A 26138-nucleotide genomic window follows, 5' to 3' on the forward strand; every position below is an offset into this window, starting at 1 on the left:
CGTTTTCAGCCTGGAAAGTGGACAGCGTCCCGCACGAGTCTGTGCGCCATGAACCTCCCACGCGCACGGACCGCCCTCGCGCCGCCCGCACCTCGGCCGAGAGCCGCGCTCGCGGCGCTCGCCGCAGCCCAGTTCACGGTCATGCTCGCCACTTCGATCGTGAATGTGGCTCTTCCGCAGATCGGCGCCGGGGTGGGTCTGTCGGACGGCGGAACCACCTGGGTGGTCAACGCCTACGGCCTGGCGTTCGGGGCACTGCTCCTGGCGGGCGGCCGGGCGGCCGATCTCCTCGGGCGCCGTCGGGTGCTGGTCCTCGGTCTCGCGCTGTTCGCCGTGGCCTCGCTGCCGGCGGGACTGGCCGCCTCCGCGAACGTGCTCATCGCGGCGCGTGCCGTTCAGGGCCTCGGTGCCGCGGCCATCGCCCCGGCCGCGCTCGCCCTGGCGATGGACCTGTTCCCGCCCGGACCCGGGCGGGGCAGAGCACTGGGGGTGTGGGGCGCGGTCTCCGGTGCGGGAGGGGCGGGCGGCGTCCTGCTGGGTGGTGCCTTGACCCGGGCCTGGGGCTGGCCCTGGATCTTCCATTCGGTGGCGCTCGGGACTGCACTGGTCCTGGTCGCCGTGGTGGTGCTGGTGCCACGGACGGCCGTTCGGACGACCGGGCGGTTCGACCTGCTGGGCACCGTCGTCGTCACCGTCGCCCTGACCTGCCTGGTCTGGGGACTGACGACCGCACGCGGCGCCGGCTGGACGGACGCCCGGGTGCTGGGCGCGCTCGTCGTCGCCGCCGCGCTGCTCGCGGCCTTCACCGTGATCGAGCTGCGCCGACCGAACGCGCTGATACCGCCACGCCTGTTCACCACCGGCCGGGTCGCCGCGGGCAACCTGCTGATGGCACTGCTGGGGTCCGTGTGGATCGCGCTGTTCTTCTTCCTGCCGCTCTACCAGCAACAGGTCCTCGGGTCGGATCCCCTGGTCACCGGAGCCGGTCAACTCCCCCTCGCCGCGGCCAATATGCTCGGCGCGGCCCTGGCACCCCGGATCTCCCGGCGCATCGGCGCCGCCACGGCGTTGACCGCGGCCCTGTTCACCGAGGCCGCGGGCCTGCTGTGGCTGTCCCGGATCAGCGCCCACGGCAGCTACGTCACGGACGTGCTCGGTCCGAGCATCCTGGTCGGTCTGGGTCTGAGCATCGCCTTCGTCCAGCTCACCGCGCTCGCCGTGGAAGGCGTCCCGCCGCAGGACGCGGGGCTGGCCGGCGGCCTGGTGAACACCACCCGCCAGGTCGGAGGTGCGATCGGCCTCGCCGCACTGGCGACCCTGGCCGGTTCCGTCACCGCACACGCCGCCGTCCACCAGCCGCGCCTGGAGGCGCTCACCGCCGGCTACCGCACCGCCTTCACGGTCTCGGCCTCGGTCCTGGCCGCCACCGCGCTCCTCGCACTGTTCCTCGCCCGCCGCCGCGCCGGCCCGCGCACCGCAACCGCCTCCACCCGCCCGGCCTCCGACCCGAAAACCTCCCCCCGCCCCTCTCGGACCGGCTGAACCCCTGGATCAGCCGCACCACCGGCACATCTTTCGAAATCATCGGACCAACCGAAGGAAGTCTCCTGCCATGACTGCCGACAAGCCGTACCTGACCGGTCACTTCACCCCCGTCACCGACGAGATCACCGCCACCGGCCTCACCGTCGAGGGCGCCCTGCCCACCGAGCTGACCGGCCGGCTGCTGCGCAACGGCCACAACCCCAAGCCCGGGGTCACCCCGACGCACTGGTTCAAGGGCAGCGGCATGGTCCACGGGATCCGGCTGCGCGAGGGCCGGGCGGAGTGGTACCGCAACCGCTGGGTGCACACCCCCGCCCTGGAGGGTGCCCCGTACATGACGGAGAAGGGCCCCGACCTGACGGCCAGCGCCGCCGGCACCCACGTCATCGAACACGGCGGTCGCCTCCTCGCCCTGTGCGAGGCGAACCTCCCCTTCGAACTCACCCCGGAGCTGGAGACGGTCGGAGCGCACGACTTCCGCGGCAAGCTGCGGACCGCGATGACCGCGCACCCCAAGGAGGACCCGGTGACGGGGGAGCTGCACTTCTTCGGATCCTCCCCGTTCCCGCCGTTCCTGACGTACTACGTCGCCGATGCCAAGGGCGAGATCGTCGACAGCGCCGAGGTCCCGGGTGCGACCGCCTCCCTCAAGCACGACTTCGCCCTCACCCGTAACCACGTGGTCTTCGTCGAGGGCAACGTCACCTTCGACCCGACCGAGCGCTCCGGCATCCCCTACGGCTGGAGCGACCAGCAGCTGTCGCGCATCGGCGTCATGCCGCGCGGCAGCGACGGCGCCGGCCGCACCCGCTGGTTCTCCATCGAACCGGGCAACATGCTCCACGTCGCCAACGCCTACGAGGACGGCCAGGGCCGCATCGTCCTGGAAGGCCCCACCGTGGACCGCGAGGGATTCCGGCTGTCCTGGAACTGGTGGGTCGGCGCTCCCGGGCGGGGTACCGAGCCCGTCGCCCGCTCCTACACACGCCGCTGGGTGGTCGACATGGCCTCCGGTACCGTCGACGAGCAGATCATCGACGACCTCGCGGTGGAGTTCCCCACCCTCAACGAGGGCTACCTGGGCGCCGAGAACCGCTACCAGTACGCCATCTCGTTCCCCGACGAGAAGGGCTTCGGCGGCTACGGCGTCGTCAAGTACGACCGAACCACCGGCGCCCGCCGCATTCGCCAGGTCGGTGACGCCCGCATGCCCGGCGAAGCGGTCTTCGTCCCCGCGGCCGGGGCCGCGGGCGAGGACGACGGCTACCTCCTGACCGTCGTCTCCGACCTCAAGCAGGATGCCTCGCAATTGCTGGTCCTCGACGCCTCCGGCCTCGACCACATCGCCACCGTCCACCTGCCCCACCGGGTGAGCGCCGGACTCCACGGCTCCTGGATCCCCGACACCGCCCTGGAGGGCACCGAGGGCTGACGCGGCGACGTCGAGGAGACCCGCCCCTGCCGGCCCGCGAGACATTCGCGGGCCGGCACCGCTGCAGCTCCGACCTCCCCCGGCCTCGGATCCGATCGGTTCGCGAGACACCGGGGTCAATCTCTTGACCTGTGTGGCCTGAGCCACTAGCTTGCGGTAATTGTCGACCCATAACGACCGGAAGGAGGCGACCGACGGATGTACACCAGCTCTGATCTTGGTCGCCTCGCCCAGTGCACGGTCTGGGTTCCGGGTCGGATCGCGCACGGCAGCTAGCACGCCGTTCTGATGTGCCCGTTCGTGGCACGTCATGTGCCCGTTCGTGGCACTTTCCGGGTTTCCCGTCACCACCTTCCGGCACGTCGCTGTTGCGTGCCTTTCTGCGCCCGCTCCTCCCCCGCGTGGCGCGCCTGAACACAGAAAGCTGCCTGAAATTGGCGAACATGACGCATCGACCGATCACGCACGGAAACGAAGGCCTGCCATGGTAGCGGCGCGGATCACGGTCAACGGGAAAGAAGCACCGATTTCACCGGCTGCGCCCCACACCACAGCGCTTGATTTCCTGCGCGAGCGTGGCCTCACCGGAACCAAGGAGGGCTGCGCCGAGGGTGAGTGCGGCGCCTGTTCGATCCTGGTGGCCCGCCCCGGAGTGAACAAGCCCACCGACTGGGTGGCGGTCAACGCCTGCCTGGTCCCGGCCGCGGCGCTCGACGGTCAGGAGATCATCACCTCCGAGGGTCTCGCCACCCCCGGCGAGCCCGGCACACCGGCCACCCTGCACCCGGTGCAGGAGGAGATGGCGGTCCGTGGCGGCTCCCAGTGCGGATACTGCACCCCGGGATTCATCTGCAGCATGGCCGCCGAGTACTACCGGCCCGACCGCTGCGCGCACGCGGAGTCGGGCGACGGCACGGACTCGGCCGACAGTGCCGACGCCGAGCACGGTCCGAACGGTTTCGATCTGCACTCGCTGAGCGGAAACCTGTGCCGGTGCACCGGCTACCGCCCGATCCGCGATGCCGCGTTCGCCGTCGGTGCGCCCACGGACGAGGACCCGCTGGCGCAGCGTCGCGAGCAGTCCCCGCCCGCACCGGTCGCCACCGAATACACCCAGGACGACAGCACGTTCCTGCGGAAGAACACCCTGGCCGAAACGCTGCGGTTGCTGCGCGAGCGGCCCGACGCGGTGGTGGTCGCCGGCTCCACCGACTGGGGCGTCGAGGTGAACATCCGTTCCCGACGGGCCGATTGCGTGGTCGGTATCGACCGGCTGTCCGAGCTGCGGGAGCTGCGGGTCGAAGCCGACCACATCGAGATCGGTGCGGCGCTGACGCTCACCGAGATCGAACGCCGTCTCGACGGCGACGTGCCGCTGCTGGCAGATCTGTTCCCGCAGTTCGCGTCCCGGCTCATCCGCAACGGTGCGACCCTCGGCGGCAACCTGGGTACCGGCTCGCCCATCGGTGACAGCCCGCCGGTGCTGCTCGCGCTGGAGGCAACGGTGGTGCTCGCCGACGCCGACGGTGAGCGCGAGGTCCCGCTGGCGGACTACTTCACCGGCTACCGGCAGAGCGTGCGGCGTCCCGGCGAGCTGATCCGCTCGGTACGCATCCCGCTGCCGCTGTCGCCGGTCGTGGCCTTCCACAAGATCGCCAAGCGGCGCTTCGACGACATCTCCAGCGTGGCGGTCGCTTTCGCGCTCGACATCGAGGACGGGATCGTCCGCAAGGCACGCATCGGCCTCGGCGGCGTGGCCGCCACCCCGATCCGTTCCTTCGCCACCGAGGCGGCCCTGGAGGGCAAGCCGTGGTCGACGGAGACCGTCGAGGCCGCGGCCCGGGAGCTGCGGGGCGAGGGCACGCCGATGAGCGATCATCGCGCCAGCTCGCTCTACCGTTCCGCGATGCTGGGCCAGAGCCTGCTGAAGCTGTACGCGCAAACCACTGAGGCGGTGTCGTCATGAGCCATTTGTCCGAACGCCCTGAGAAGCCTGTCGTAGGCGTCTCGATGCCGCACGAGAGTGCCACCCTGCACGTCACCGGCACCGCGCTGTACACCGACGACCTGGTCCACCGCACCAAGGACGTCCTGCACGCCTACCCGGTCCAGGTCATGAAGGCGCACGGCAGGATCATCGCGCTGCGTACCGAGCCCGCGCTCGCCGTGCCGGGCGTGGTCCGCGTGCTGACCGGTGCCGACGTGCCCGGTGTCAACGACGCCGGAATGAAGCACGACGAGCCGCTCTTCCCCGACGAGGTCATGTTCTACGGCCATGCGGTCGCCTGGGTGCTCGGCGAGACCCTGGAGGCGGCCCGGCTCGGTGCGGCGGCCGTCGAGGTGGAACTCGACGAACTGCCCTCCGTGGTCACGCTGCAGGACGCCATCGCGGTCGAGAGCTTCCACGGCGCTCGGCCCCTGATGGTGACCGGCGACGTCGACGCCGGATTCGCCGACTCCGCGCACGTGTTCACCGGCGAGTTCCAGTTCTCCGACCAGGAGCACTTCTACCTGGAGACGCACGCCGCCCTGGCCCACATCGACGAGGCCGAGCAGGTGTTCATCCAGAGCAGCACCCAGCACCCCTCGGAGACCCAGGAAATCGTCGCGCATGTGCTCGGTCTGCACAGCCACGAGGTGACCGTGCAGTGTCTGCGGATGGGCGGCGGCTTCGGCGGCAAGGAAATGCAGCCGCACGGGTTCGCGGCCATCGCCGCGCTCGGCGCCAAGCTGACCGGCCGGCCGGTCCGGGTACGGCTCAACCGCACCCAGGACCTGACCATGTCCGGCAAGCGCCACGGCTTCCACGCCCAGTGGAAGATCGGCTTCGACGCCGACGGCCGTATCCGGGCCCTGGACGCCACGCTGACCGGCGACGGCGGCTGGAGCCTGGACCTCTCCGAGCCCGTGGTGGCCCGTGCGCTGTGCCACATCGACAACACGTACTGGATTCCCAACGCGCGCATCGCCGGTCGCATCGCCAAGACCAACAAGGTCTCCAACACCGCCTTCCGCGGCTTCGGCGGACCGCAGGGCATGCTGGTCATCGAAGACATCATGGGCCGGTGCGCGCCGCTGCTCGGCCTGGATCCGATGGAGCTGCGGGAGCGCAACTTCTACCAGCAGGGCCAGGCGACGCCGTACGGTCAGACGGTCGGGCACCCCGAACGGATCTCCGCCGTCTGGAACCAGGTTCTGGACAACGGGGGCATCGCCGACCGCAAGCGGGAGATCGCGGCCTACAACGCCGCGCACCCGAACACCAAGCGGGCGCTCGCGATCACCGGCATCAAGTTCGGCATCTCGTTCAACCTCACCGCCTTCAACCAGGCCGGTGCGCTGGTGCTGGTCTACAAGGACGGTTCCGTCCTGATCAACCACGGCGGCACCGAGATGGGCCAGGGCCTGCACACCAAGATGCTGCAGGTGGCCGCGACCACGCTGGGCATCCCGCTGCACAAGGTGCGGCTGGCCCCGACGCGGACCGACAAGGTGCCCAACACCTCTGCCACCGCCGCCAGTTCCGGTGCGGACCTCAACGGTGCCGCGGTGAAGAACGCCTGCGAGCAGATTCGCGAGCGGCTGCTCCAAGTGGCCGGCACCCAGCTGGGTACGAACGCCTCGGACGTGCGCATCGTCGAGGGCGTCGCACGCGGCCTCGGCAGCGACAAGGAACTGGCCTGGGACGACCTGGTGCGCACCGCGTACTTCCAGCGGGTCCAGTTGTCGGCGTCCGGTTACTACCGGACCGAGGGTCTGCACTGGGACGCGAAGGCGTTCCAGGGCTCGCCGTTCAAGTACTTCTCCTACGGCGCCGCCGCGGCCGAGGTGGAGGTGGACGGCTTCACCGGCGCGTACCGCATCCGGCGCGTGGACATCGTGCACGATGTCGGCGACAGCCTGTCCCCGATGATCGACATCGGTCAGGTCGAGGGCGGCTTCGTGCAGGGCGCGGGCTGGCTGACGCTCGAAGACATGCGGTGGGACACCAGTGACGGGCCGAACCGCGGCCGGCTGCTGACCCAGGCCGCGAGTACCTACAAGCTGCCGAGCTTCTCCGAGATGCCCGAGGAGTTCAACGTCATGCTGATGGAGAACGCCACCGAAGAGGGCGCCGTGTACGGGTCCAAGGCAGTGGGTGAGCCTCCGCTGATGCTGGCGTTCTCGGTGCGAGAGGCGCTGCGGCAGGCGGCCGCCGCGTTCGGGCCGAGCGGGGTCAGCGTCGAGTTGGCCTCGCCTGCGACGCCGGAAGCGGTGTACTGGGCGATCGAGGAGGCCCGCCGGGGCGCTGCCTCCCAGAACGGTCATGCCGACATCGGCCAGGTCCGAACCGACGCAAAAGCGTTGAGTGGTGCCTGACATGACGTGGGTCGCCGCGGTCGCACGGTTGCGGGCACGCCGGGAAGCCGGCGTGCTGGTGACCGTCGCGACCGTGCGCGGCCATGCCCCGCGAGACGCCGGTGCGAAGCTGGTGGTGGGGCAGAGTGAGACGTGGGGCTCGATCGGCGGGGGCAATGTAGAGGCCGTCGCGATCGATCGGGCCCGGGAGATGATCGCCGCGTCCAAGCCTGAGCCGGAGCTGATCGATTTCGCCCTGAACGACAAAGTGACCAACCAACATGGCGTGCAGTGCTGCGGCGGCACGGTCTCGGTGCTGCTCGAACCCCTGCCGGTGGTACGGGCGGTGGCAGTCTTCGGCGTGGGGCACGTCGGGCTGGAACTGGCGCGCATCCTGGCACGTCAGGACCTCGACCTCCATCTGATCGACACCCGCTCCGACATGCTCACCAAGGAGCGGCTCGACGTGCTGGCGGACGCGGTGGCACAGGTGCACGTGCATCACACGCCATTGCTGCCCGAGGAGGTGCTGGAGGATCTGCCGCGCGGCACCCACATCCTGATCATGACCCATGATCACGCCGAGGACGCCGCTCTGTGCGACGCCGCCTTGCGCACCACCCATCTCGGCTCCATCGGTCTGATCGGTTCGGCGGCCAAGTGGGTGCGGTTCCGCAAACGCCTCTCCACCGAGGGCGGTCACGACGAGGCCACCATCGATCGGATCAAGACCCCGATCGGGCTGGCCGACATCACCGGCAAGGAACCGGCGACGATCGCCGTGAGCGTCGCTGCCGATTTGCTGCGCACCTTCGAAACCGAGGGCGACTGACTCTCCAGCCGCATAGACAGGGGTGCCCCGCGCTCGTGCGAACGCACACATGCTCGGGGCACCCTTCGTCGGTCACGCGGTGAAGGAAAAGCAAAAGCCCCAGGTCACGGAAAGTGAGTCCTGAGGCTTTCACAGAGCCGCCTTGCCGGCCAGCCGGCCGCCGGCCGCCTCCCGGGCCCTGCTCCTGCGTCGCGTGACGACGAGGTCCCTGGAGACGACCCCCGGGACGGCGGATGACCCGGTCAGTAGTCGATGCGGTCGGACTTGGCCAGCCACGCGTCGAACGGCGCCGTACGGTTCGGCATGTCCACCCGCTCGATCGTCATCGGCCACAGCTCCGCGGGCCGCTTTTCGAACAGGTCGTAGAACTTGCGGTCGTCGAAACCGGCCACCGCGGCGTCATCCCGATCAGCGGCGAAGATGATCCGGTCGACTCTCGCCCACAGCGCAGAGGAAAGACACATCGGACACGGCTCACACGAGGTGACCAGGACGCAGCCCTCTAGCGAGAAGGTGCCCAGCTCTTTGCAGGCGGCACGGATCGCGGTCACCTCGCCATGGGCCGTCGGGTCCAGGTTCGAGGTGACGTTGTTGTTCCCGATCGCGACAATTTCGCCACCCTTGGCGATCAGTGCGCCGAACGGACCGCCGCCGTTCCTCACGCTGTTGGTGGCAAGGCCGATGGCCTCGTCCATCCAGCTGCGCTCGAGCTCCTGGATGCTCTTCTCTTGGATGTGCGCGGTCATGGTCACTCCTATGTCGCAGACGGTGGGGATTCCCCGGGTGCTCTGCCGTGCGGGACACCGCACGGCAGAGCACCCGGGGCAACAGGTGGGGCTCCGCGGGTGCCGCCTTGGGACCAGCTCGGTCGGCGACACCCGCGGTGATCAGCGCGGCGGGGCGCCGACCATGCGCTCCGGTGAGACCGGGGTGTGGTACTCGGGGTGCGGCTTGGGCAGCATGTCGTCGAGCGCGGCCTGCTCCGGGTCGGTGATCGACTCACTGAGGTCCTGCGTGGTGCGGACGGAAGAAGTCTGAGTCGTCATCAGGAACCTCCACTGTCCCTTCCGTGCCTGTTCACATGCTGTCAATGCGGAATAGCGCAAGTACATCCGCCAGGCCGTTTGGCGGGAAGTCACCGAACCCATGAAGGAGTTGGCTGGTCGACCGGCTGCTCTTGTAGAGACGTATGAAAGGCAGGGTCCGGTGAGGGATCCGGGGCCGGCCTCACACCCGCCCTGCCGCTTTGGCGGCCGATGGGGCGTACTCCTCCCGCGCCAACCGTGCCTATCTGCACAGGGACAAGACGGGGCGCCAGGCCCTGCCATTCCGGATGGCGTTGCTGGACCTCGCGGTACGCCAGCCCCCCAGGCCCCGAAGTGGCGGGAAAGCCGGGCCAAGACCTCCCCCGCGTGCCGAACCCCCACTTCGCTCCCCGCCACCGGCCGGAGCATTAAGGGTGGGTCAACTGAACCTTAAGGCTGCCTGGTCTCCTCGCCTCCGCGTCGATCAAGACGGTCGGCACGAGCGCTGCACGAATCGATCACCATCGGCGGCAAGGCTTCCACCTGCGTCTTTGAACGTGCTCCATGAGCGCCGAGCCGCCGTGGCATGCCGCGCAGCGCCCAAAACCTCATCGCCGCTGGATTTGTAACGCGGCGACAAGGACTGACCTGGCGTGTGATGTCGGGCGTATGCAGGACGGGGGGGGACACAGCGTCCATCGGATCGAGGAGTGTCAATGTCCCGGAAGCGGACTATGAGTTTTAAGAAGAAGCTCGTGCTCTCTGTCGTCACCGGAGCCCTGGTGACCGGAGGGGTCATCGCCACGGTGGCGACCGGCAATGCCGCCGCCCCCGACGTCGTGTGTCCGGGGTCGACGGTGACGTTGTCGGGCGAGGCGGGTGCCCCGGCGGCAACCAGTGGGACCTTCCCGGTGGGAACGAAGCTGAAGGTGACCAACCTCGACAACGGCCAGGCCACAACGGTCACGGTGAACGGCCCGTCAGGCAGCTGCGTACTCCTGAACAACGCAGCCTTCGACAAAGTCCGCGAACCCGGCAAGAACCTGATCCGACGAGCTCGCATCGAACGCGTGGCCGGCAGCGACGCACCCGCCAGTGCGACAGCCACACCCACCGCGGCAGCAGGACAGGCACCCCCGGCCACCGGAGAGGTCGTGTGCCCCGGATCGACAGTGACACTGTCCGGCGAGGCGGGTGCCCCGGCGGCAACCAGCGGGACCTTCCCCGTGGGAACGAAGCTGAAGGTGACCAACCTCGACAACGGCCAGGCCACAACGGTCACGGTGAACGGCCCGTCAGGCAGCTGCGTACTCCTGAACAACGCAGCCTTCGACAAAGTCCGCGAACCCGGCAAGAACCTGATCCGACGAGCTCGCATCGAACGCGTGGCCAGCAGCGACGCACCCGCCAGTGCGACAGCCACACCCACCGCGGCAGCAGGACAGGCACCCCCGGCCACCGGAGAGGTCGTGTGCCCCGGATCGACAGTGACACTCTCGGGCCAGTCGGGTGCCCCGGCGGCAACCAGCGGGACCTTCCCCGTGGGAACGAAGCTGAAGGTGACCAACCTCGACAACGGCCAAGCCACAACGGTCACGGTGAACGGCCCGTCAGGCAGCTGCGTACTCCTGAACAACGCAGCCTTCGACAAGGTCCGCGAACCCGGCAAGAACCTGATCCGACGGGCCCGCATCGAACGCGTGGGCTGAGCGACCAGGGCCGTATCGGGGCCGGTGAAGCCATGGCGGGGGCACGGGACACGCCGTCCCCGGCACGGCACCGGCCCCGTGGTGCGCGTGGCGGACTTCACCGCGCTGGAAGAGGTCTCCCGCCCGGCACAGGCGAGGGCCCCCGCCGCGGAATCGGGTGCGACGGGAGCCCGGGATGCGCAAGGCGTCAGGATGCCGGCACCGGACTTTCCGGCGCCAGCGAGTTGCCCGCGGGGATGTGGCCGCAGTCGGACGGGGCGTTCCTGCCCGCGAACCGGTCGTCGAGCCAGCTCATCGCGAGGGGTGCCCAGACGACGGGCACGCCGACGTGACTGAGCAGGTCGAACTGCTGGTACTTGATCGATCCGTTGCCGGTCCCGCAGTACTGCCGGGCGAGGGCCCGCACGTCTCCGGCGACCATGACCCCGTCGCCGGCGCCGATGCCCGGACGGTTGCTGAAGGTTCCTTCCAGGACGCCCCCGTTGCCCTGCGCGATGAGCCCCGGGATGGCCGGGGTGGGCGCCGAGCCGAGGTTGATCCTGTTCACCGCCTCGACCAAGGCAGGCACCGAATTCGGGTCGGCGTACTGCGGCTTCGCCAGCTTCTTCCAGGTCAGCCCAGGGTAGTGGCCCAGCGCGTCGACGATCGACCCGCGCTCCAGCTTCTCGTACACCTCCAGGCCGTAGCTGCTCAGGTAGGGCTTGAGGTCGATGCCGTACGACCGGGAGACGCCGATGATCGCCATGGGGATGACGCCCGTCCACACGAGGGAGCCGTCCACGTACTTGAGGTTGTGGGCCGGGTCCACGAGCAGACCGCCCTCGGCGAAACCCACCAGCTTGCTGTTGACCTCGGGCGCGTAGGCCGGTGCGAGCGCGGCCGCCCAGTTGGTCGCGATGGCGCCGCCGGAGTATCCCATCAGGCCGAACCTGGTGTCGGGGTTCATACCGGTCTCCGCGGACCTCGTTGCGGCGCGGATCGAGTCCAACGTGTTGGTCGCGTACTCCGGGCCGGCCGCGAAGTTGGCGGTCTGGCCCTCGGTGTCCGGGATGACGAGGTTGTAGCCCTGCAGCAGCAGCGGCGCCAGGAAGACGGCCTCGGCGTTCGCGATGGCGCCGCCCAGGGTGAGGTCACCGGCGATGGCCCGGGACGGGCCGTCCTCGGGATTGAGCGAGTCGTAGAACGATTGGTAGGACACCGCCTTGCTGCCGTCGCCCGTCAGACTGCGGACCACCGTGGTCACGTTGGCCGACGGACGACCCTGGGCGTCGGTCGTGCGGTAGAGCAGTTGGATCGCCGTGACCGGTGTGGGTAGGCCCACGAGGTGGTACTTCAGCGTCCGCGTCTTCAGCACGGTGCCCGGCGCGAACGAGGACAGGGGCTCGCTGCCGGTGTAGGTGTAGAAGGGGTCGCTCGCGGTGGCGCTCGCCGGCGTGACCGCGGCGGCCGTGGCCGCCGGAGCTACGGTCACCACCATCGCGGCGACAAGGGCGGTGGCCAGGAGACGGACAGCGTTTCTGGGCATGACTCCCCCGAATCGTGTAATGGGATCGCAGGACTTGTCGGAGATGGAAGGTGTCAGCGGGCGGCACTGATGTGTGCAACGCGGTGGGAAGACCTGGCGGGCGGGTCGCCCTCGCTGGTGCAGCGGTCCGAGGAGGCCGCTCCGCGCGGTCTGATGGACCGGCCGGACCTGGACGCTCCGATCAACGCCTCCGTGGGCGCGCGGTAACGCCACCGTGGCGGCGGTCCATCGGCCCCCGCGTGCCGGGTCTGATGTGTGCTCAGGTCCCCGGTTCGTGGAATGCGCACGGCTCAGGTGGCGCAGGCAACCCCGGCAGCGAGGCGGCGTGATCAGGTGGGGGCGCGGCGGCCTGTTGCGCGGGCACGGCGGTCCTCCGGTGCGGGTGGGGGGCGTGGGGATCCGGTGGAGGATGCGGTCTGGGGCTGAACGCGTCTGGCGATCCACCGGGCGGGCGTGTTACCAACTAGTAAGTAACGTCCCGGTAACCAGAATGGGGCCGGAACGGGGCGATGTCTCCGGGTCGTACAACAGAGATTCGTGAGGTGGATTGTGACCGAGTCCAAACCCGCGGAAAGCGCGGTGGGGCCGCAGTTCGGCGGCATCCCGGTCCACAAGCGGCTCCTGGCCGCCGCTCCGGCCCTGGCGCCTGCGGTCATGGCCCGGCTCGTCGAACAGCTGCCCGCCTACGGAGCACTGCCCTCGGAACAGCTCCGCGGCGAGATCACCAAGGAGGTGGACCGCGGAATCCGGGCCTTCATCCAGGTGCTGCGCAGCGGCGAGCTGCCGGAGGAGGCCGAGCTGGCGAGGATCAGCGAGTCGTCGGCCCGGCGCGCTGACGAGGGCGTGCCGCTGGAGGCCGTCGTCGGCGCCTACCACTTCGGTGCGGAGGAGTGCGCGGCCCAGGTCCTTTCGACGGCCGGGCCGGGCGACCTGCCGGACGTGCTGCTGGTCCAGCGCCGGCTGCTCGGCTACCTCCGACAGGTGAGCTGCGCGGTCGCGGCAGGATACGTACAGGAGCGGCAGGCGGCCCTCGGTGACGAGCAGGTCGCCCGACAGGCCCTGCTGTCCCGGCTGCTGGAGGGCGGCAACCCGCAGGCCGCGGCCGACCGCGCCGGCATCCGGCTGCCCCCCTCTTACCTCGTCCTGCGCATCGCCATGGGACCGCACCCGGACGAGCTGCGGCCCGGCGTGAACCACTCTGTCGCCGCTCGCCGCAAACTCCGAAGGCTGCGCAACGAGTTGCAGCGCCAGACATCGGGCGTTCCTCTGTCCGTACTGTCCGCAGACGGGGGGCTGGTACTGATCCCGTACGAGACACCGGCCGCCGACGTCGCCACCGCGGACCGGGAGCGGCTCACCCGCCTCGTCGAGCAGCTCGGCCGGATGTGCGGAGCCGAGCTGCTGGTGGCTGCGGCTGCCGCCGCGCCGGACGGCGTCGCGGACGCCGCCCGGATGGTCGGCGAGGTACTGAGGGTGGCGGAGGCATCCGGCCGAGGGCCCGGACTCTACCTGCTCGACGATGTGCTGCTGGAGTACCAGCTGAGCCGCCCGAGCCCGGCGAGGGACGGGCTCGCCGCGCTGCTCGGCCCACTGGCCGGGCGCGCGGAGCTGCTCGACACACTGCGCACCTTCCTCGCCTGCGGCCTCGACCGACGCCGGGCCGCCGCCCGGCTCCAGGTCCACCCCAACACGGTGGACTACCGCCTGCGCAAGGCGACCGAGCTCACCAAACTGGACGCGGCCCGGGGCGCGGACCTGCTGACGCTGCACGCCGCACTTGCTGCCCACGACGCCGTACGGCGGGGCGAGGCCGACACCGGCTGACATGCCGGGGTGGCCTGAAAGAGCGCCCGCAGCAACCGCCTTGCGTCGACCAGCACCACCTGCCCCCACGCCACAAGTCCCTCGGGCCGCGCCCTCGAAGAGCCGGTGTGCCGGTCGGCACGGACGATCCCGCCAACGGCGTACGTCGCCCGGCGATCAGACGCTCCGGAGGCGCCGGGCCCGGGTGTCCGATTGCCGAACCCAACAAGAACCTAGACGGACGCCCCCCGGAAATCAACTACAGATGTGGCTGATCAACCATGGTTGATTCCGCAGGTCGTAGCCACTAGGGTCTCGTCCCAGCGATCACCAGCCCGCCCGAAACGGACCGGCAACGACCGCTCAAGGACGACGGGTTGACCGACCATCATCCGTCGTTTCATCCCGGCCGACGGCGCTCGGAGCCAAGGGACACCACACGGCAGAAGACGTCAGTACCGGGGCCGTGAAGGAACTGACAATGCTTTAAGGGGAAAAGCGTGAGCACCACCACCCACAGGAGCCATCTGCAGAATCGTCCACGGCCCCGTCTCGGTACCGGCGCCTACGCCGCACCGGGCAGCCGCGTCCACAAGGCGGCGGAGGATCTGTGCGGAGCGGTCCTGACCTCGCTACGGCGGCGGGACCAGCGGGAGAAGGGACTGCAATACGTACAGGGGCTGCTCGCGACCCCCGGCCGCAAGTCGATCCGGAACATCGCGCAGCAGATCGGAGGGGCCGCCACCGATCAGAGCCTGCACCATTTCATCGCCGGATCCACCTGGGACTGGCGGCCGATCCGTACCGCGCTCTCCCAGTACCTGGAGCAGTCCTGCCCGTTGACCGCCTGGGTGGTGCAGCCCATGGCGATCCCGAAGGGCGGGGAGCACTCCGTCGGAGTGGGGCGGCAGTACGATCCGCAGCGCGCGCAGATGTTCCGGGGGCAGCAGGCCTTCGGCATCTGGTTCACGTCGGCCGACGTGGTCACCCCGGTGGGGTGGCGGCTCCACCTCCCGGAGGAGGAGGGTGACGGCTTCGGGGAGACCTACGAGGAGTGCGCGGTGACCGGCGTACTGGAGGCTGCGCGGCAGGTCGGGTTGCCGCCTCGGCCGGTACTGCTGGACATTCAGAACATCGGCACCCGCTCCACGATGAATCGTTTCGCCGATGCGAAACTTCCGGTCATGGCCCGGGTCAGCCCGGACACGCGGCTGCTGGTGACCGACCCGGCGCTGCCCAGCCACGGTGCGGGTGCCCTGACGGCCTCGGACGTGATGCAGAAGGTCAGGACGCTCCGCACCCCTGTCAAATGGGCCGACCCGATACACCCGGGACGGCCGCGCACCACACTGGTGGCCGCCGTACGGGTGATGATGCCGGACCCCGCGCCCGCGCGACGCCGGCATCTGACCCTGCTCGGCGAATGGACCGACGGCCACCGCGCGCCCTCGCAGCTGTGGCTCACCGACCTCACCCAGCCCGCGCCGCTCACCGCGGCCGCGCTGCTGCGGCTGACGAAGCACATGGGCCGGGTGTCGGCGACCTCGGCCCGCAGCGCGCAGGAGGTGGGGCTGCGGGACTTCGCGGGGCGTTCGCTGTCGGGGTGGCACCGGCATGTGACGATGGCTTCGGTGGCTCACGCGGCGCGCTGCCTGTCGGAAACCGGGGTGTCGGTCGGGCAGGGCCTCGCCTGAGGACCGGCAGGGCATCGAGCTGCGGCCTCCCCCTCCACGGCGCGCCGGCATGTGCCGCCGCCCTGTGAAACCACCCGCGCCGTCGACGGCGTGTGAACGGCCTGCTCAGGACGTGATGGAGTCCGCCTTCAGGAGACCGGCGACCGAGGACAGCAGCGAGACGAGGTCCGCGACATGGGCTGAGAGCTCGGTGGAGCCGTACAGTTCCGCATTGCCGTCGAGGACGACGTCCAGGCCGTGGCCGTCCATGCGGTCGTACACGTTGACGGTCAGGTCATCCACGGGGCCCGGGCGCAGGTTGTGCACCGTGGCGGGGTGACCCGCGTATCCGAGGCTGTAGTTGAAGGACATGATGTTGATGTCGGGGCCGAACTGCCTTCTGCCACTCGGCAGGGCGGGAAGCTCCCGCACCAGACGCTCCGCTGGACTCCAGGATGTTCACCGCCATGGTCTTCATGGCGGTGAACACCACCATCATGACGGGGCCCCTCTTGCACCGGATCCATCCGCTGGAGGGGCGGACGACGACACGGGAACGCTCACCGGACCCGGTCGGCGCGGAACGATGATCCGCAGTTCATGACGCGCCGAGCCGGCACCTACGACGCCGGACGCTCAGCCTTCCAGGGAGGCCCATATGCGTCCGGCCACGCCGGACGCGGGTACCTTGCCGGGGCGCATGCCTTCCAGGTGTGGGCGGAACTTCGCGGCAAGCATGCGACCGAATTTCTCGGCCCTCCGCTCCTCGTCGAGATCGACATCGGTGCGGGCGGCGACACGGGCGACAGCCTCGGCGAGGCTCCACCGGTCACCGATCATGCGCGCCGCGACAGCCGCACGGGGGGTACTGCCGTGCTGCCCGCAGCTTCCTTCCTTGCGGTGCCACAGCTCGTGCCCGACGATCACCATCTGGTGCAGCGGCGAGGTGTTCGCCTCGACGACGATCGCCTCGAAGTCGCCCATGTCGAGCCACAGGCCACTGACCGTGTCCTGTGGAAACGGCTCGAGCATCAGACGCACCTCACGCCCGCTGCTCTCCGTCACGTACGCGCAGACGGCCCGCAACAGTTCGACCGGAGTGTCCGGCAATGGACGGGCCGTGCCCGTGAAAAGCTCATCGCGATGCCGCTTCATTTCGCGGTACGTCCCCACCGCGCCCCCCATACATCACATCCCGTACCACCCCTGCAGGTGCGGTCTACGCATTCCGGGCCTCCCGGGCCCGCTCCTCTCGTGCCCGCCGGGCAACCGACTCGATCAGGGCGATGAGCGGCTGCGCCGTGTCGTCGGGCACCTCGGCCAGAGCGCGCGCCGCGTATCCGACCACTCCGAGTTCCGGATTCAGGCCGGATCCCGTGTCCCTGCCCTCCAGACGCTGGAGGTCTTCGGACTGGCGCTCGAAGGCCCGCTCCAGAAGATCCTTGTGGATCTCGAGCAGGACCCGGTCGAGGGCCTCCTCGGGGCTGGCCACCAAGAACTCGATCCTCTCCCCGAAGAACTCCGCGATCCCAGCGGCGTGGTCCAGGTTCGGGGCCTTACCCGTCTTGATCATTTTGTCGAGCCACTGCGGACTCGTACCCGCCCCCGCCGCGATCTCCGCCAGCGAGTAGATACGGCGCTGACCGTCGGCCGAGGGCCTCAGACGTGTGGCGCGCAGGAAGAGGATCCGGTCCAGTACTCGCCGATGGCGTGCTTCCACCACGTCCGCACCGCCCGCGGCGGCAGAGGTCACCGGCTCACCGCGCAGCAACGCCTCGACTTCCGCCACGGGCAGCCCGGAAGCATAGGACAGCCCTCCCTCGCCCTCGACCCTCAGCACCTCCTCGCGCTCATCACCCAGCCGGTCAAGAAGGGCGATGATGCGATGGAGCGTGCTCACAGGATCAGCGGTAGGTCTGTCACTCAACGCTTACTCCCACGGACTCCGATGGCCTTGACGTTTCGAGCCCTGACCGTAGCCGTTCACGCAACGTGAGAGCAATGATGAATGATCTGCCCTCAGCCAGAGATTCTACGTCGGAGACCGCTGCGCCCCTGCCATGGGCGCAGCGCCGCGGTGGCGAGGCCCGAGCCGCAGAGCCCGGGAGATGCGCACCAGGAGGTCTGGGTACTCGGTCTCGGACGAGCGCAGGGCGTGGGCGGCACGGCTGCTCTCGTCGTCGCCGACCGGGGCGGTGCGTGCACGGGCGTCAGCCGCTGCCTCCAGCATGGCGGCAAGACCGGCCGCGACGGCGTCCGGCTGGCGCACGCCCTTCGAAGCCGCCTCGCGGTAGGCCAGTTCGCGTATCCCGTCGGCGCAGTAGGGGCGCAGTTGGAGTATGCAGTCCTGAATGTTCGTCATGCGGTTGACCAGGTGCTGCTCGGGACCGGCGTACCAGGGGGTGGCCAGCGCGAGGGGGCCCGGGCCACTGGTGGCGGGTGGCCGCACGACCCGCATCAGATGGGCGAGCGCGAAGAACGTACGCACCGGCTTGACGAGGCGTTCGGTGAACCAGGGGCCGAAAATCGGCAGGAGGAAACCAAGGGTGACGACCATGGCTCCGAAGGAACTGAACGTGGCGGCCCCATCGTTGAGTGCGTCCCAGTTCCGTCCGGTCCAGCGGGCGGCGACGGCGAGCACTTTGACCACTCCGAAGGTGAGGTTCGTCAGGAAGCCGGCGACGAGCACGTACAGCCCGGCCCGCAGCCAGCTGTCGGCCGTGGACGATCCGTCCCTCCGGGACTCTTTGCGGATGGCGAGCGTCCAGCGCCAGCACACGACCGTGGCAGCGGCCGCGGCCACGATGTTCGCGAACAGATAGAGCAGCAACATCTCGCTGATGTATGGGGTGGTGGCGTAGTAGGTGTCGAAGTCGCGCTGCCTCTCGTCCGGCGCGTCGCCGAGGATGAAGCAGCTGATGACAGCCGCTGCCACGAGGAGGTGTCCCAGGATCCAGACACGCACACGCCGCCGGGTATGGGCCCTGCCTTCCGTGTCCCCTCTCCAGTTCTCGATCAGAGCCAAGCACGTACACGCGTACGCGCACAGGATGCAGTGGACCAGCACAGCGGAGAAGTTGCATACGCCGGTGAGCCGGTTGACCACCGTGACGGTGGGCGGGGCGGAGAAGAAGAATCCGGCGCAGTGCAGAAGGATCAGAGTGTTGACGGTGCGGACCAGCGGGCTGCGCCACCCCCTCACCAGGGCGGGGAGCTTCACCAGTAGCACGATGCCCAACGCGGCCGCGGGTATGTAGAGGTTGACACCTTGTTGCATGGTCAGCCTTCCAGTGGTGCCCAGACACAGCCGGCCACGCCGGTGAGTTCGGCGCCGTCGATGTCGTCCGCATGCGGGGCCGGGGATTCCCTGTGAAGCACTGACGCGGATCGCGTCCTGTCATGTCTCATCCGGAGGCAGCTGACCGCATCATCAGGCAAACCCTCGGTCATCAGCCGCATCGGCCCCCCATGCATCATCCCAAGATCATGCCAGTGAACCGCGGCTCTTCCGGGAGCACGACACCGCCCTCACTCCGATTGCGCCGCCCCCGGCCCTGCCAGGGCATCACGGATCTCTCGCGCCCGGTCCTCACGCGCCCGTCGTGCGATCGATTCGATGAGCGCCACGATCGGCTTGGCCGTCTCATCGGGTACGTCGGCCAAGCACCGGGCGGCGTTCCCGACGACGCCCAGCTCGGACATCACGTCGTCGGCCGGGCCCGCGTTCTTGAACCTGTGTACGTCAGCGTCCTGCTGCTCCACGGCCTGCTCCAGCAGGCCCACGTGAATGCGCTGCAGTACGCGATCCAGAGCTTCGGCGGGCGGGTCCACCAGGAAATCGATCCGCTCCCCGAAGAACCTCGCGATCCCGTCCGCGTGGTCGAGGTTCGGGACTCTGCCCGTCTTGATCATCTTGTCGAGCCACTGCGCGCTCGTGCCCGCACCGGCCGCGATCTCCGCCAGCGAATGGATACGGCACTGCCCGTCGGGCAGGCGCTGCAGGCGCGTAGCGCGCAGGAAGAGGATCCGCTCGACCACCCGCCGACGGCGCGCCTCCACCGGATCCGCCCCGAGGCCTACGGCCACGTCGGACGACGCCCGTTCGCCGCGCAGCAAAGCCTCGACGTCCTGCGTCGGCAATCCGGAGGCGTACGACAGCCCGCTCTCGCCCTCGACCCGCAGCACCTCCTCGCGATCACGGCCGACCCGGTCGAGGATGGCCACGATGCGTCGAACGGTGCTCACCGGATCAGGAGCAGACCTGTCACTCACCGCATACACTCCAGGACTCCAAGCGCTGACCATCGAGCGTGACCGTAACCGCTCTCCTGCCGCAATAGCAACCGCCGTTGACGATGCATCAGCCAGGGTTGCGCCAGGATCTCGGTGGAGGACTCGCGCCTCACTGTTCCCGAGCAGAGGAACACCGGCCCCGAGTGTCCCTGCGCGGACCCGCGCAGGGACTGCGTGGGTCCGCGCGGCGCTCACCTGGCGGTCTCCCTCACCTTGGCGGCGAATTCCTCGATCTCCTCGATGAGGCATTCGAGTTCGAGTGCCGGGTCTGGTTCGACGAGCAGACCAGACCTGGTGAACCGGCATGTGGGTGTGGCGAGGTGCACCACGCTCTCCGGCTTGTTCGAGAGGCTGAAGATGAAGAGCGAATCGGGGTCGGCCACCAGGTAGAGCTCGGAGCTGCGGTCCTGCGACTTCTGCAGCCAGAGCGGAGTACCCGAGTCGGTCGTGGTCCTTGCAGGTGGCGTCCGGGGCGCAATCGGCTCGGTGACGAGCTTGTTCGAGTGATGGGCGAGCGCTGTCAACCCACCTTGCTCGAGCGCCGGGATCTTCGCCGGGCCCCTCTTGAGAAGGTCCGCCGCCGCTGCCAGCCGGTGCATGCGCTCGACCGGCACCGACACCGTAAGGCATCCGACCGAAGACCCGCTGTTGATCTGCATCGCCGCGCAGACCGTGCCTGCTGCGTACTCCTGGACTTCCGGAGGCGGTACATGCTCAGGAGTTGGCTTTCGCTCGGGCGCGGAGAGCAGCGTCCGCTCGTCACCCCGCGTTCTCGGGGTCCGCCGAAGGAGCTTGGACTTGATGAGGTTGCCGCGCCGCGGCGGATCAGGCTGGACGAGTTGCGTCAGCAGTGACTTGCCGACCGCGCTCGCGTGCTCCGCAGTACGGAAGTCGAACCACTCACGCGCTTTCCGTTCTTGGGGGCTGCCGGCGTACTGCGTGATCCTGAGCCCCTCACCGTCGATGTCCCGGCTGAGGTAGACGCCTCCGCCGACCGAGTCACGGAGCTGTTCCAGCGTCCCCTGAAGCTTGGACTGCATGGCATGCTGCCCGACGGAGCCGGAGCCGAGCCGCATCAGCGAGTCACCGATCGCGTAGACCCCGTCCCAAACACGTGTCACGTACCCCTCACGGCGCAGCATCAGCAACATGGGGCCGAGGTGTACGGCCGGCAGACCGCTTTCGCGGGCAAGCTGGGCCTCGGAGACGCCGGCCGGGTGTCCAGCCATCGTTTCCAGGACGCGCAAGGCGTACTGCACCGAGGGGAACGGCGCCTTCGGATCAATCGCCGTAGGCCCGGGGCGCTCCGCCGGTTGCTGCGCCGACTGGAGCAGCCGCTCGGCCGCGGAGGGGGTGTCGCCCACAGGGAGGTGCTTGAGCTGAGGTGTGGGGACCAGGGCGAGGGCGAAGTTCAGGACCTGGGCGAGGAGCGCTCGAACCTCGGGGTAGAACTCGGGGTCCTGAGGTACGTAGAACAGGTGGGCCAGCGGTTTCGACGCGTCGGTGTTCCCGCCCATGCAGTCGGCCATGCCCTGGACCAGGGTGCGGGGCACGCTGTGGAAGGCACCGGCCGCCTGCCGGGCTTCGGCGCTGTCCAGCGGTGCATCGCCGCCGCGCGCGACGACCGCGCAGATGCGCGCGTCCTCATGTCCGTACTCGGCAGCCTTCGTCAGGCGATCTTGCAGGGTTGCGAGGAAGTCACGGGTCTTGCCGGAGCCGGTACTCATGAGGAGGAGCCCCCGGTTGCGCCGTACGTGGACGACGACAGCGCGGAAGGCCGCGCCGGGGTGGCGTTCCTCGCACGCGACGGCGAACCACGTGTCGGCCGTATCGAGGTCGCCCCGGCGTAGGGCCTTGTTCCCGAGCCGGTACGCCGTATTGGCGTCGGAGCGGGCTTCCGCATCGACGTCACCTGCGACGTCGGGGTGGACATCGGCTACTTCGGCCGTGCTGGAAGCGGCGGATGTTCCCCAGTCGCCCGCAGGGCGGTCCCAGAAGTCGTCCGGACCGTCGAGATGCGCCATCAGGTCCGCATAGGAATCCGTTCCTTCCATGCCGTACTCCTCCTTCGTACGATCAGTGTGCGAGTCGCTGCCGAATCCCACGGTCATCCACCCTTCTTCGGGCGCCGTTGGCCGGGCGGCGTCAGGAGCGATGGCCGGATGCGGTCTTCCACGTCTGGCGATGCCCGGACGGCCTTGCGGCCGCGATGCCACTGCTGATCGACCTGGTTGGACGGGATGCCGAGCGTCTCGCCGACCTCCCGCGCAGGCATTCCCTCGCCGCGTAACCGGGTGACCTCGCGTGCCTGCCGGGCGGGAATGGCAGCAATGGCATCCCGGACGAGAGCGAGGGTTTCCTCGTCGTCGGTCGGACCCCAGAACGCGGCGTCGTCCACCCCCTCAGTGGTGGGGCCGAACTCCTGTTCCTGATATCGGCCATCACGAGCGGCAGCATGGTGGACGGCCATTTCCAACGATGCGCAATCAGGCGCGAGCTCCTCGACGGGCACGGTCCGGCACAGCTTCATGGCCAGGCGCGCGGCAGTCTTCTTGATGTAGGCAACCGGTTTGCCCTTCGGGTCCAGACGACCGCTCCGGAAGACTTGCTCGATCGCTCCGTCGGCGATGTCCTCGCGGACCGCAGGGCTGAGCAGGTCGAAACGGCGGAGGCTGGCGATGACCTTGACCCGCAGCTCGGCGTGCTGAGCCCGTGTGAGCTTCCGCAGGTCGAACGTCTCCTCCCCCGCCTCCCCTGGCCCCTCCGGCTCTTCCGCCTCCTCTTCGTGGGCATCGCCGGGCTCCGAAGGGGGATGGGTCAGCACCGTCCGGACTCCTCGCTGCCGGCGTCGGCGAGCGGCGGCTGCAGCCACCAGGCCGTGAGCCGCGTACCATCCGGCAACTCGCACATCACGGCAGTACCGGCCGGCAACCCCGACAGGAGCTCGGCAATCTTCGGCGCTCCGGCGGGCCGAGGGCCCTCCTCGGCATGCCCCAAGTTCGTCCGTGGCTTCGCCGCCCAAGGGCAGCGCCATACGGTGCAGGCGATGCTGTACACGCTGGTGATCGTCGAGATGACCTCGATGATCTGGGCCGTCATATTGATCTACCTCAGGGGGAGTTCCGGTGGCACCATGCCCTTCGCCTTCTCATAGGCCCGCCGGGGGCGGTTTCTTAACAGCTCCCCCAAGATTCTTTCGGAACGCCACGGGACGGGGATGAACCCGCGCTGGTTCGGCACCGGCCTGCCCGCCCCCGGGGACGGCAGGCGCCGAGCCGGAGTCTCCGCGGTTCGTACCGTCAGCTTTCGGGAAGCTGCGGCGGTACGGGTTTCAGCCCGTCCAGGGTGAGGTCGAGAAGGCGTTCGGCTTGATCCCGTTGCTCGGGCTTCGCCGAGGTGAGGGCGATGCCGGCGAGGGCGGCGAAGATGTCGGTCGGGCGGATGTCGGAGCGCAAGGCGCCGGCAGCGGTACCGGCTGCCATGAGGGTGGAGATGGCGGTCTGGATCATGTCGCGGCTGTGGCCGTAGGGGTCGGCTCCCGAGGCGACGACGGCCCGCAGGGCGTCGGCCATGCCGAGTTTGGCGGTGGCGTAGTCGATGAAACGCCCCATCCAGGCGCGCAGGGCCTCACGTGGCGGCATCGTCGCCAAGAGGTCGGGGACGGCATCGCACAGCCGCGCCACTTCGTTGCGGTAGGCCGCCTCGATCAGGACCTCCCGGGTCGGGAAGTTGCGGTAAAGCGTGCCGGTTCCCACACCCGCCTCCCGGGCGATGCGTTCGAAGTGGGCGTCCAGTCCCTCTTCGGTGAACACCCGCACCGCGGCAGCCAGGATCTTGTCCCGGTTGCGCTGCGCGTCAGCCCTCAGCGGGCGTTCCGTATCCCGTGCCATCGACGGCTCGCTCCCTCATCCCCGCTTGCAAAGTGGAGGCGTCTCCACTTACGGTCCACTAACTGGCGGCGCCTCCGTTTTCACTGTAGACGGCGCGCTGCGCTCACTGCACTTTCGGAGGATCTCGTGTCGGGAATCGAAGGCAAAGTCGTTGTGATCACGGGCGCCAGCAGCGGGATCGGGGAGGCGACTGCGCTGCTGCTGGCCGAGCGGGGGGCGAAAGTGGTGCTCGGTGCACGTCGGCCGGAGCGTCTTGAGGCGCTGGCCGCCCGCATCGAGAAGGCCGGCGGCCAGGCCGCCTACGCACGCACGGACGTGAAGCGCCGGGGGGACCTGTCCAGTCTGGTCGGGCTGGCCTGCGACCGGTACGGCAAGCTCGATGCCCTCGTCAGCAATGCCGGGATCGGCCTGATCTCCCCTCTGGACGACCTGCGCGTCGAGGACTGGGAGGAGATGATCGACGTCAACCTCAAAGGAGTCCTGTACGGAATCGCCGCAGCGCTGCCCGTATTCCGAGAGCAGGGCTTCGGGCACTTCGTGAACACCGTCTCCACGGCCGGGCTGCGCATCGTGCCGCTCCAGGCGGTTTACGCCGGGACCAAGAACGCGGTCCGCACCATCTCCGAGGGCTTGCGCCAGGAGGCCGGCAGCAGCCTGCGCGTCACGGTCGTCTCGCCAGGTGTCACGCGCACGGAATTCACTGATTCCATGGCTCCGGAGATGAAGGCCCATATCCTCGACAGCATGGGCGAGATCGCGATTCCGCCAGAGGCTGTCGCCCGCGCCATCGCCTTCGCCATCGAGCAGCCGGACAGTGTCGACGTGAGCGACATCGTCGTCCGCCCCACAGCACAGAACTAGGCCGGCCTGTACCTCGATCTGGCGGCAGTGGCCGGGCTCGCCGGCCAGGCGCGGGATGTGCAGATGCGGGCGAGATCGACCCGGCCGCCGCGTCCGACGAACTCCTCGTGAACGCCTGACGCCCGCCTGCTCGAACCGCCATGATCGGTCGATGGACTACTTCGCCCTGCCCGCGCCGGCCGACCACGACTCCGCGACCACGAAGGCGGCGCTCCGCCGAGCATGGAATGCGTGTGCGGCGAAGCCCTGCTCGAAGTGCGGTGTCACGGCGTGGCGGTATTGCCGGAACCGGACCGGCGGGGTCCTCTACGTGACCCGCTTTCACCGACCCCGACAGGACGCCGCGGGCTCGCCTGCGATTCTGCGCCCGGTGGGGATCAACGGGTTGAGCTGGGCGAAGGGCAAGGGCGTCTTCGTGTGGGACGACCGGCGCGTGCCGGAGGTCTGAGTCCGTGCACGACCCGATACTCGAACGGATCAGGCCTTCTTGACCACGCTCGACTTGAGCTGCATGGCGCCGAATCCGTCGATCTTGCAGTCGATGTCGTGGCCGTCGACCCCGTCGACCAGACGGATGTTGCGCACCTTGGTGCCCGCCTTGATCCCCGACGGGCTTCCCTTGACCTTGAGGGCCTTGACGACGGTCACGGTGTCGCCGTCGTTCAGCACGTTCCCGACGGCGTCCTTGATCACCCGCTCGCCCGAGGCGCTCGCGTCATCCGCCCCGGCCGCGGCCGGAACCCACTCGTGGGCGCACTCCGGGCAGACCATCAGAGCGTTCATCTCGTAGGTGTACTCACTGGAGCACTTCGGGCAGGGAGGCAGGCTCGCCGTCATCAGTTCTGTCCTAGCTTGTGCGTACATGCGGAGCGCCGGAGGCGCCCGCGTGCGATCAGGAGGACCAGGATATCCCGATTGCAAACTTCTGCAATTCGCAACATCCTCAGGACGCTGCCGCCGCGGCCAAGTCCTTCCGCATGGTCGGGCACCCGGTGCGGACAAGGGTTCTGGAGCTGCTGCAGGACGGGCCGATGCCGGTGCGCGGCCTGCCGGCTGCGATCGGGGTCCCGGCGCGGTGCTGCCTGCCCAGGCCGACTAAGAGGTCCTAACAGAAGCTGTTGATCATGTGACCTTCGGTTCGGATGTTCGTTGGTTTGGCCGTGGGGAAACGTCAGTCGCGGCCGTGGATCGTGTCGGATGAACTGTGGTCGC

At 69.0% G+C, this 26138-nt stretch carries 22 protein-coding genes and 4 pseudogenes; 13 read left to right on the plus strand and 13 right to left on the minus strand.

The features are described from left to right. Positions 1 to 48: 48 nt before the first annotated feature. From ACFYOB_RS03645 to xdhC, 5 genes are all read left to right on the plus strand, one after another. Positions 49 to 1542 (plus strand): MFS transporter, encoded by a 1494-nt coding sequence (locus ACFYOB_RS03645; protein ID WP_388553894.1) that lies wholly within the window; start codon positions 49 to 51, stop codon positions 1540 to 1542. A gap of 70 nt (positions 1543 to 1612) precedes the next feature. Then, positions 1613 to 2977 carry a carotenoid oxygenase family protein gene (locus ACFYOB_RS03650; protein ID WP_388553897.1) on the plus strand — a complete coding sequence of 455 codons (1365 nt, stop codon included), beginning with the start codon at positions 1613 to 1615 and terminating at the stop codon, positions 2975 to 2977. Positions 2978 to 3461: 484 nt separating this feature from the next. Further along, on the plus strand, positions 3462 to 4943 hold the full coding sequence (locus tag ACFYOB_RS03655) for a xanthine dehydrogenase small subunit (protein ID WP_388554058.1): 1482 nt from the start codon (positions 3462 to 3464) through the stop codon (positions 4941 to 4943). Continuing rightward, positions 4940 to 7336 carry a xanthine dehydrogenase molybdopterin binding subunit gene (gene xdhB / locus ACFYOB_RS03660; RefSeq protein WP_388553900.1) on the plus strand — a complete coding sequence of 799 codons (2397 nt, stop codon included), beginning with the start codon at positions 4940 to 4942 and terminating at the stop codon, positions 7334 to 7336. Before ACFYOB_RS03655 ends, xdhB begins: the two co-directional genes overlap by 4 nt. Before the next feature lies 1 nt (position 7337). Further along, positions 7338 to 8147: a xanthine dehydrogenase accessory protein XdhC gene (gene xdhC / locus ACFYOB_RS03665; RefSeq protein ID WP_388553902.1), complete on the plus strand. Its 810-nt coding sequence runs from the start codon at positions 7338 to 7340 to the stop codon at positions 8145 to 8147. Positions 8148 to 8389: 242 nt separating this feature from the next. Here the strand turns inward: xdhC and ACFYOB_RS03670 are convergent, their stop codons facing one another. Next, a complete protein-coding gene (locus tag ACFYOB_RS03670) occupies positions 8390 to 8893 on the minus strand; it encodes a nucleoside deaminase (RefSeq protein ID WP_388553905.1) in 504 nt (167 codons plus the stop codon). A 141-nt stretch (positions 8894 to 9034) separates the two neighbouring features. Further along, positions 9035 to 9193 carry a hypothetical protein gene (locus tag ACFYOB_RS03675; RefSeq protein WP_388553907.1) on the minus strand — a complete coding sequence of 53 codons (159 nt, stop codon included), beginning with the start codon at positions 9191 to 9193 and terminating at the stop codon, positions 9035 to 9037. A gap of 794 nt (positions 9194 to 9987) precedes the next feature. Here ACFYOB_RS03675 and ACFYOB_RS03680 point away from each other — a divergent pair. Then, positions 9988 to 10245, plus strand: a pseudogene (locus tag ACFYOB_RS03680) (hypothetical protein); the annotation flags it as partial. Positions 10246 to 10632: 387 nt separating this feature from the next. After that, a pseudogene (locus ACFYOB_RS03685) lies at positions 10633 to 10881 on the plus strand (hypothetical protein); the annotation flags it as partial. Positions 10882 to 11068: 187 nt separating this feature from the next. Here ACFYOB_RS03685 and ACFYOB_RS03690 read toward each other — a convergent pair. After that, positions 11069 to 12406 (minus strand): lipase family protein, encoded by a 1338-nt coding sequence (locus ACFYOB_RS03690; RefSeq protein ID WP_388553910.1) that lies wholly within the window; start codon positions 12404 to 12406, stop codon positions 11069 to 11071. A gap of 69 nt (positions 12407 to 12475) precedes the next feature. Between ACFYOB_RS03690 and ACFYOB_RS03695 the strand changes: the two genes are divergently transcribed. The 3 genes from ACFYOB_RS03695 (at position 12476) to ACFYOB_RS03705 (ending at position 15903) form a co-directional block, all read left to right on the plus strand. After that, entirely contained in the window at positions 12476 to 12613 is a 138-nt protein-coding gene (locus ACFYOB_RS03695; protein ID WP_388553912.1) for a hypothetical protein, read from the plus strand. A 342-nt stretch (positions 12614 to 12955) separates the two neighbouring features. Then, entirely contained in the window at positions 12956 to 14230 is a 1275-nt protein-coding gene (locus tag ACFYOB_RS03700) for a PucR family transcriptional regulator (protein WP_388553914.1), read from the plus strand. A 479-nt stretch (positions 14231 to 14709) separates the two neighbouring features. After that, complete coding sequence (locus ACFYOB_RS03705; RefSeq protein ID WP_388553916.1) at positions 14710 to 15903, plus strand: IS701 family transposase; 1194 nt, start codon at positions 14710 to 14712, stop codon at positions 15901 to 15903. A gap of 105 nt (positions 15904 to 16008) precedes the next feature. On the opposite strand, the gene ACFYOB_RS03710 is transcribed toward ACFYOB_RS03705, so the two are convergent. From ACFYOB_RS03710 to ACFYOB_RS03750, 9 genes and pseudogenes are all read right to left on the minus strand, one after another. After that, positions 16009 to 16314 (minus strand): hypothetical protein, encoded by a 306-nt coding sequence (locus ACFYOB_RS03710; protein WP_388553919.1) that lies wholly within the window; start codon positions 16312 to 16314, stop codon positions 16009 to 16011. 204 nt (positions 16315 to 16518) lie between these two features. Beyond that, the gene (locus ACFYOB_RS03715) at positions 16519 to 17055 is read right to left on the minus strand and encodes a toxin-antitoxin system, toxin component (RefSeq protein ID WP_388553922.1); all 537 of its coding nucleotides are present in this window, start codon (positions 17053 to 17055) and stop codon (positions 16519 to 16521) included. 46 nt (positions 17056 to 17101) lie between these two features. Further along, positions 17102 to 17782: a hypothetical protein gene (locus tag ACFYOB_RS03720; protein WP_388553924.1), complete on the minus strand. Its 681-nt coding sequence runs from the start codon at positions 17780 to 17782 to the stop codon at positions 17102 to 17104. Between the two features lie 132 nt (positions 17783 to 17914). Then, positions 17915 to 19159 carry a DUF6545 domain-containing protein gene (locus tag ACFYOB_RS03725; RefSeq protein ID WP_388553927.1) on the minus strand — a complete coding sequence of 415 codons (1245 nt, stop codon included), beginning with the start codon at positions 19157 to 19159 and terminating at the stop codon, positions 17915 to 17917. A gap of 251 nt (positions 19160 to 19410) precedes the next feature. Continuing rightward, entirely contained in the window at positions 19411 to 20106 is a 696-nt protein-coding gene (locus ACFYOB_RS03730) for a hypothetical protein (protein WP_388553930.1), read from the minus strand. A 614-nt stretch (positions 20107 to 20720) separates the two neighbouring features. Further along, positions 20721 to 21461 (minus strand): annotated as a pseudogene (locus ACFYOB_RS03735) (helix-turn-helix domain-containing protein); the annotation flags it as partial. Positions 21462 to 22282: 821 nt separating this feature from the next. Beyond that, positions 22283 to 22999, minus strand: coding sequence for an RNA polymerase sigma factor (locus ACFYOB_RS03740; protein ID WP_388553933.1), 717 nt, complete (start codon positions 22997 to 22999; stop codon positions 22283 to 22285). Then, on the minus strand, positions 22993 to 23274 hold the full coding sequence (locus ACFYOB_RS03745; RefSeq protein ID WP_388553936.1) for a hypothetical protein: 282 nt from the start codon (positions 23272 to 23274) through the stop codon (positions 22993 to 22995). The genes ACFYOB_RS03740 and ACFYOB_RS03745 overlap by 7 nt, the downstream gene beginning before the upstream one ends. Positions 23275 to 23474: 200 nt before the next feature. Continuing rightward, the gene (locus ACFYOB_RS03750) at positions 23475 to 24065 is read right to left on the minus strand and encodes a TetR/AcrR family transcriptional regulator (protein ID WP_388553938.1); all 591 of its coding nucleotides are present in this window, start codon (positions 24063 to 24065) and stop codon (positions 23475 to 23477) included. 126 nt (positions 24066 to 24191) lie between these two features. Between ACFYOB_RS03750 and ACFYOB_RS03755 the strand changes: the two genes are divergently transcribed. Together ACFYOB_RS03755 and ACFYOB_RS03760 are read left to right on the plus strand one after the other, a co-directional pair. Continuing rightward, positions 24192 to 24926: an SDR family oxidoreductase gene (locus ACFYOB_RS03755; protein ID WP_388553941.1), complete on the plus strand. Its 735-nt coding sequence runs from the start codon at positions 24192 to 24194 to the stop codon at positions 24924 to 24926. 151 nt (positions 24927 to 25077) lie between these two features. Beyond that, positions 25078 to 25374: a hypothetical protein gene (locus ACFYOB_RS03760; protein WP_388553943.1), complete on the plus strand. Its 297-nt coding sequence runs from the start codon at positions 25078 to 25080 to the stop codon at positions 25372 to 25374. Between the two features lie 29 nt (positions 25375 to 25403). Here the strand turns inward: ACFYOB_RS03760 and ACFYOB_RS03765 are convergent, their stop codons facing one another. After that, positions 25404 to 25763, minus strand: a complete 360-nt coding sequence (locus ACFYOB_RS03765; RefSeq protein ID WP_388553946.1) for a zinc ribbon domain-containing protein YjdM — start codon at positions 25761 to 25763, stop codon at positions 25404 to 25406. 140 nt (positions 25764 to 25903) lie between these two features. Here ACFYOB_RS03765 and ACFYOB_RS03770 point away from each other — a divergent pair. Then, positions 25904 to 25993: pseudogene (locus ACFYOB_RS03770) on the plus strand (transcriptional regulator); the annotation flags it as partial. Between the last annotated feature and the right edge of the window lie 145 nt (positions 25994 to 26138).

Origin of the sequence: Streptomyces sp. NPDC006463 (genome assembly GCF_042870715.1) — a bacterium.
Classification (GTDB): domain Bacteria; phylum Actinomycetota; class Actinomycetes; order Streptomycetales; family Streptomycetaceae; genus Streptomyces.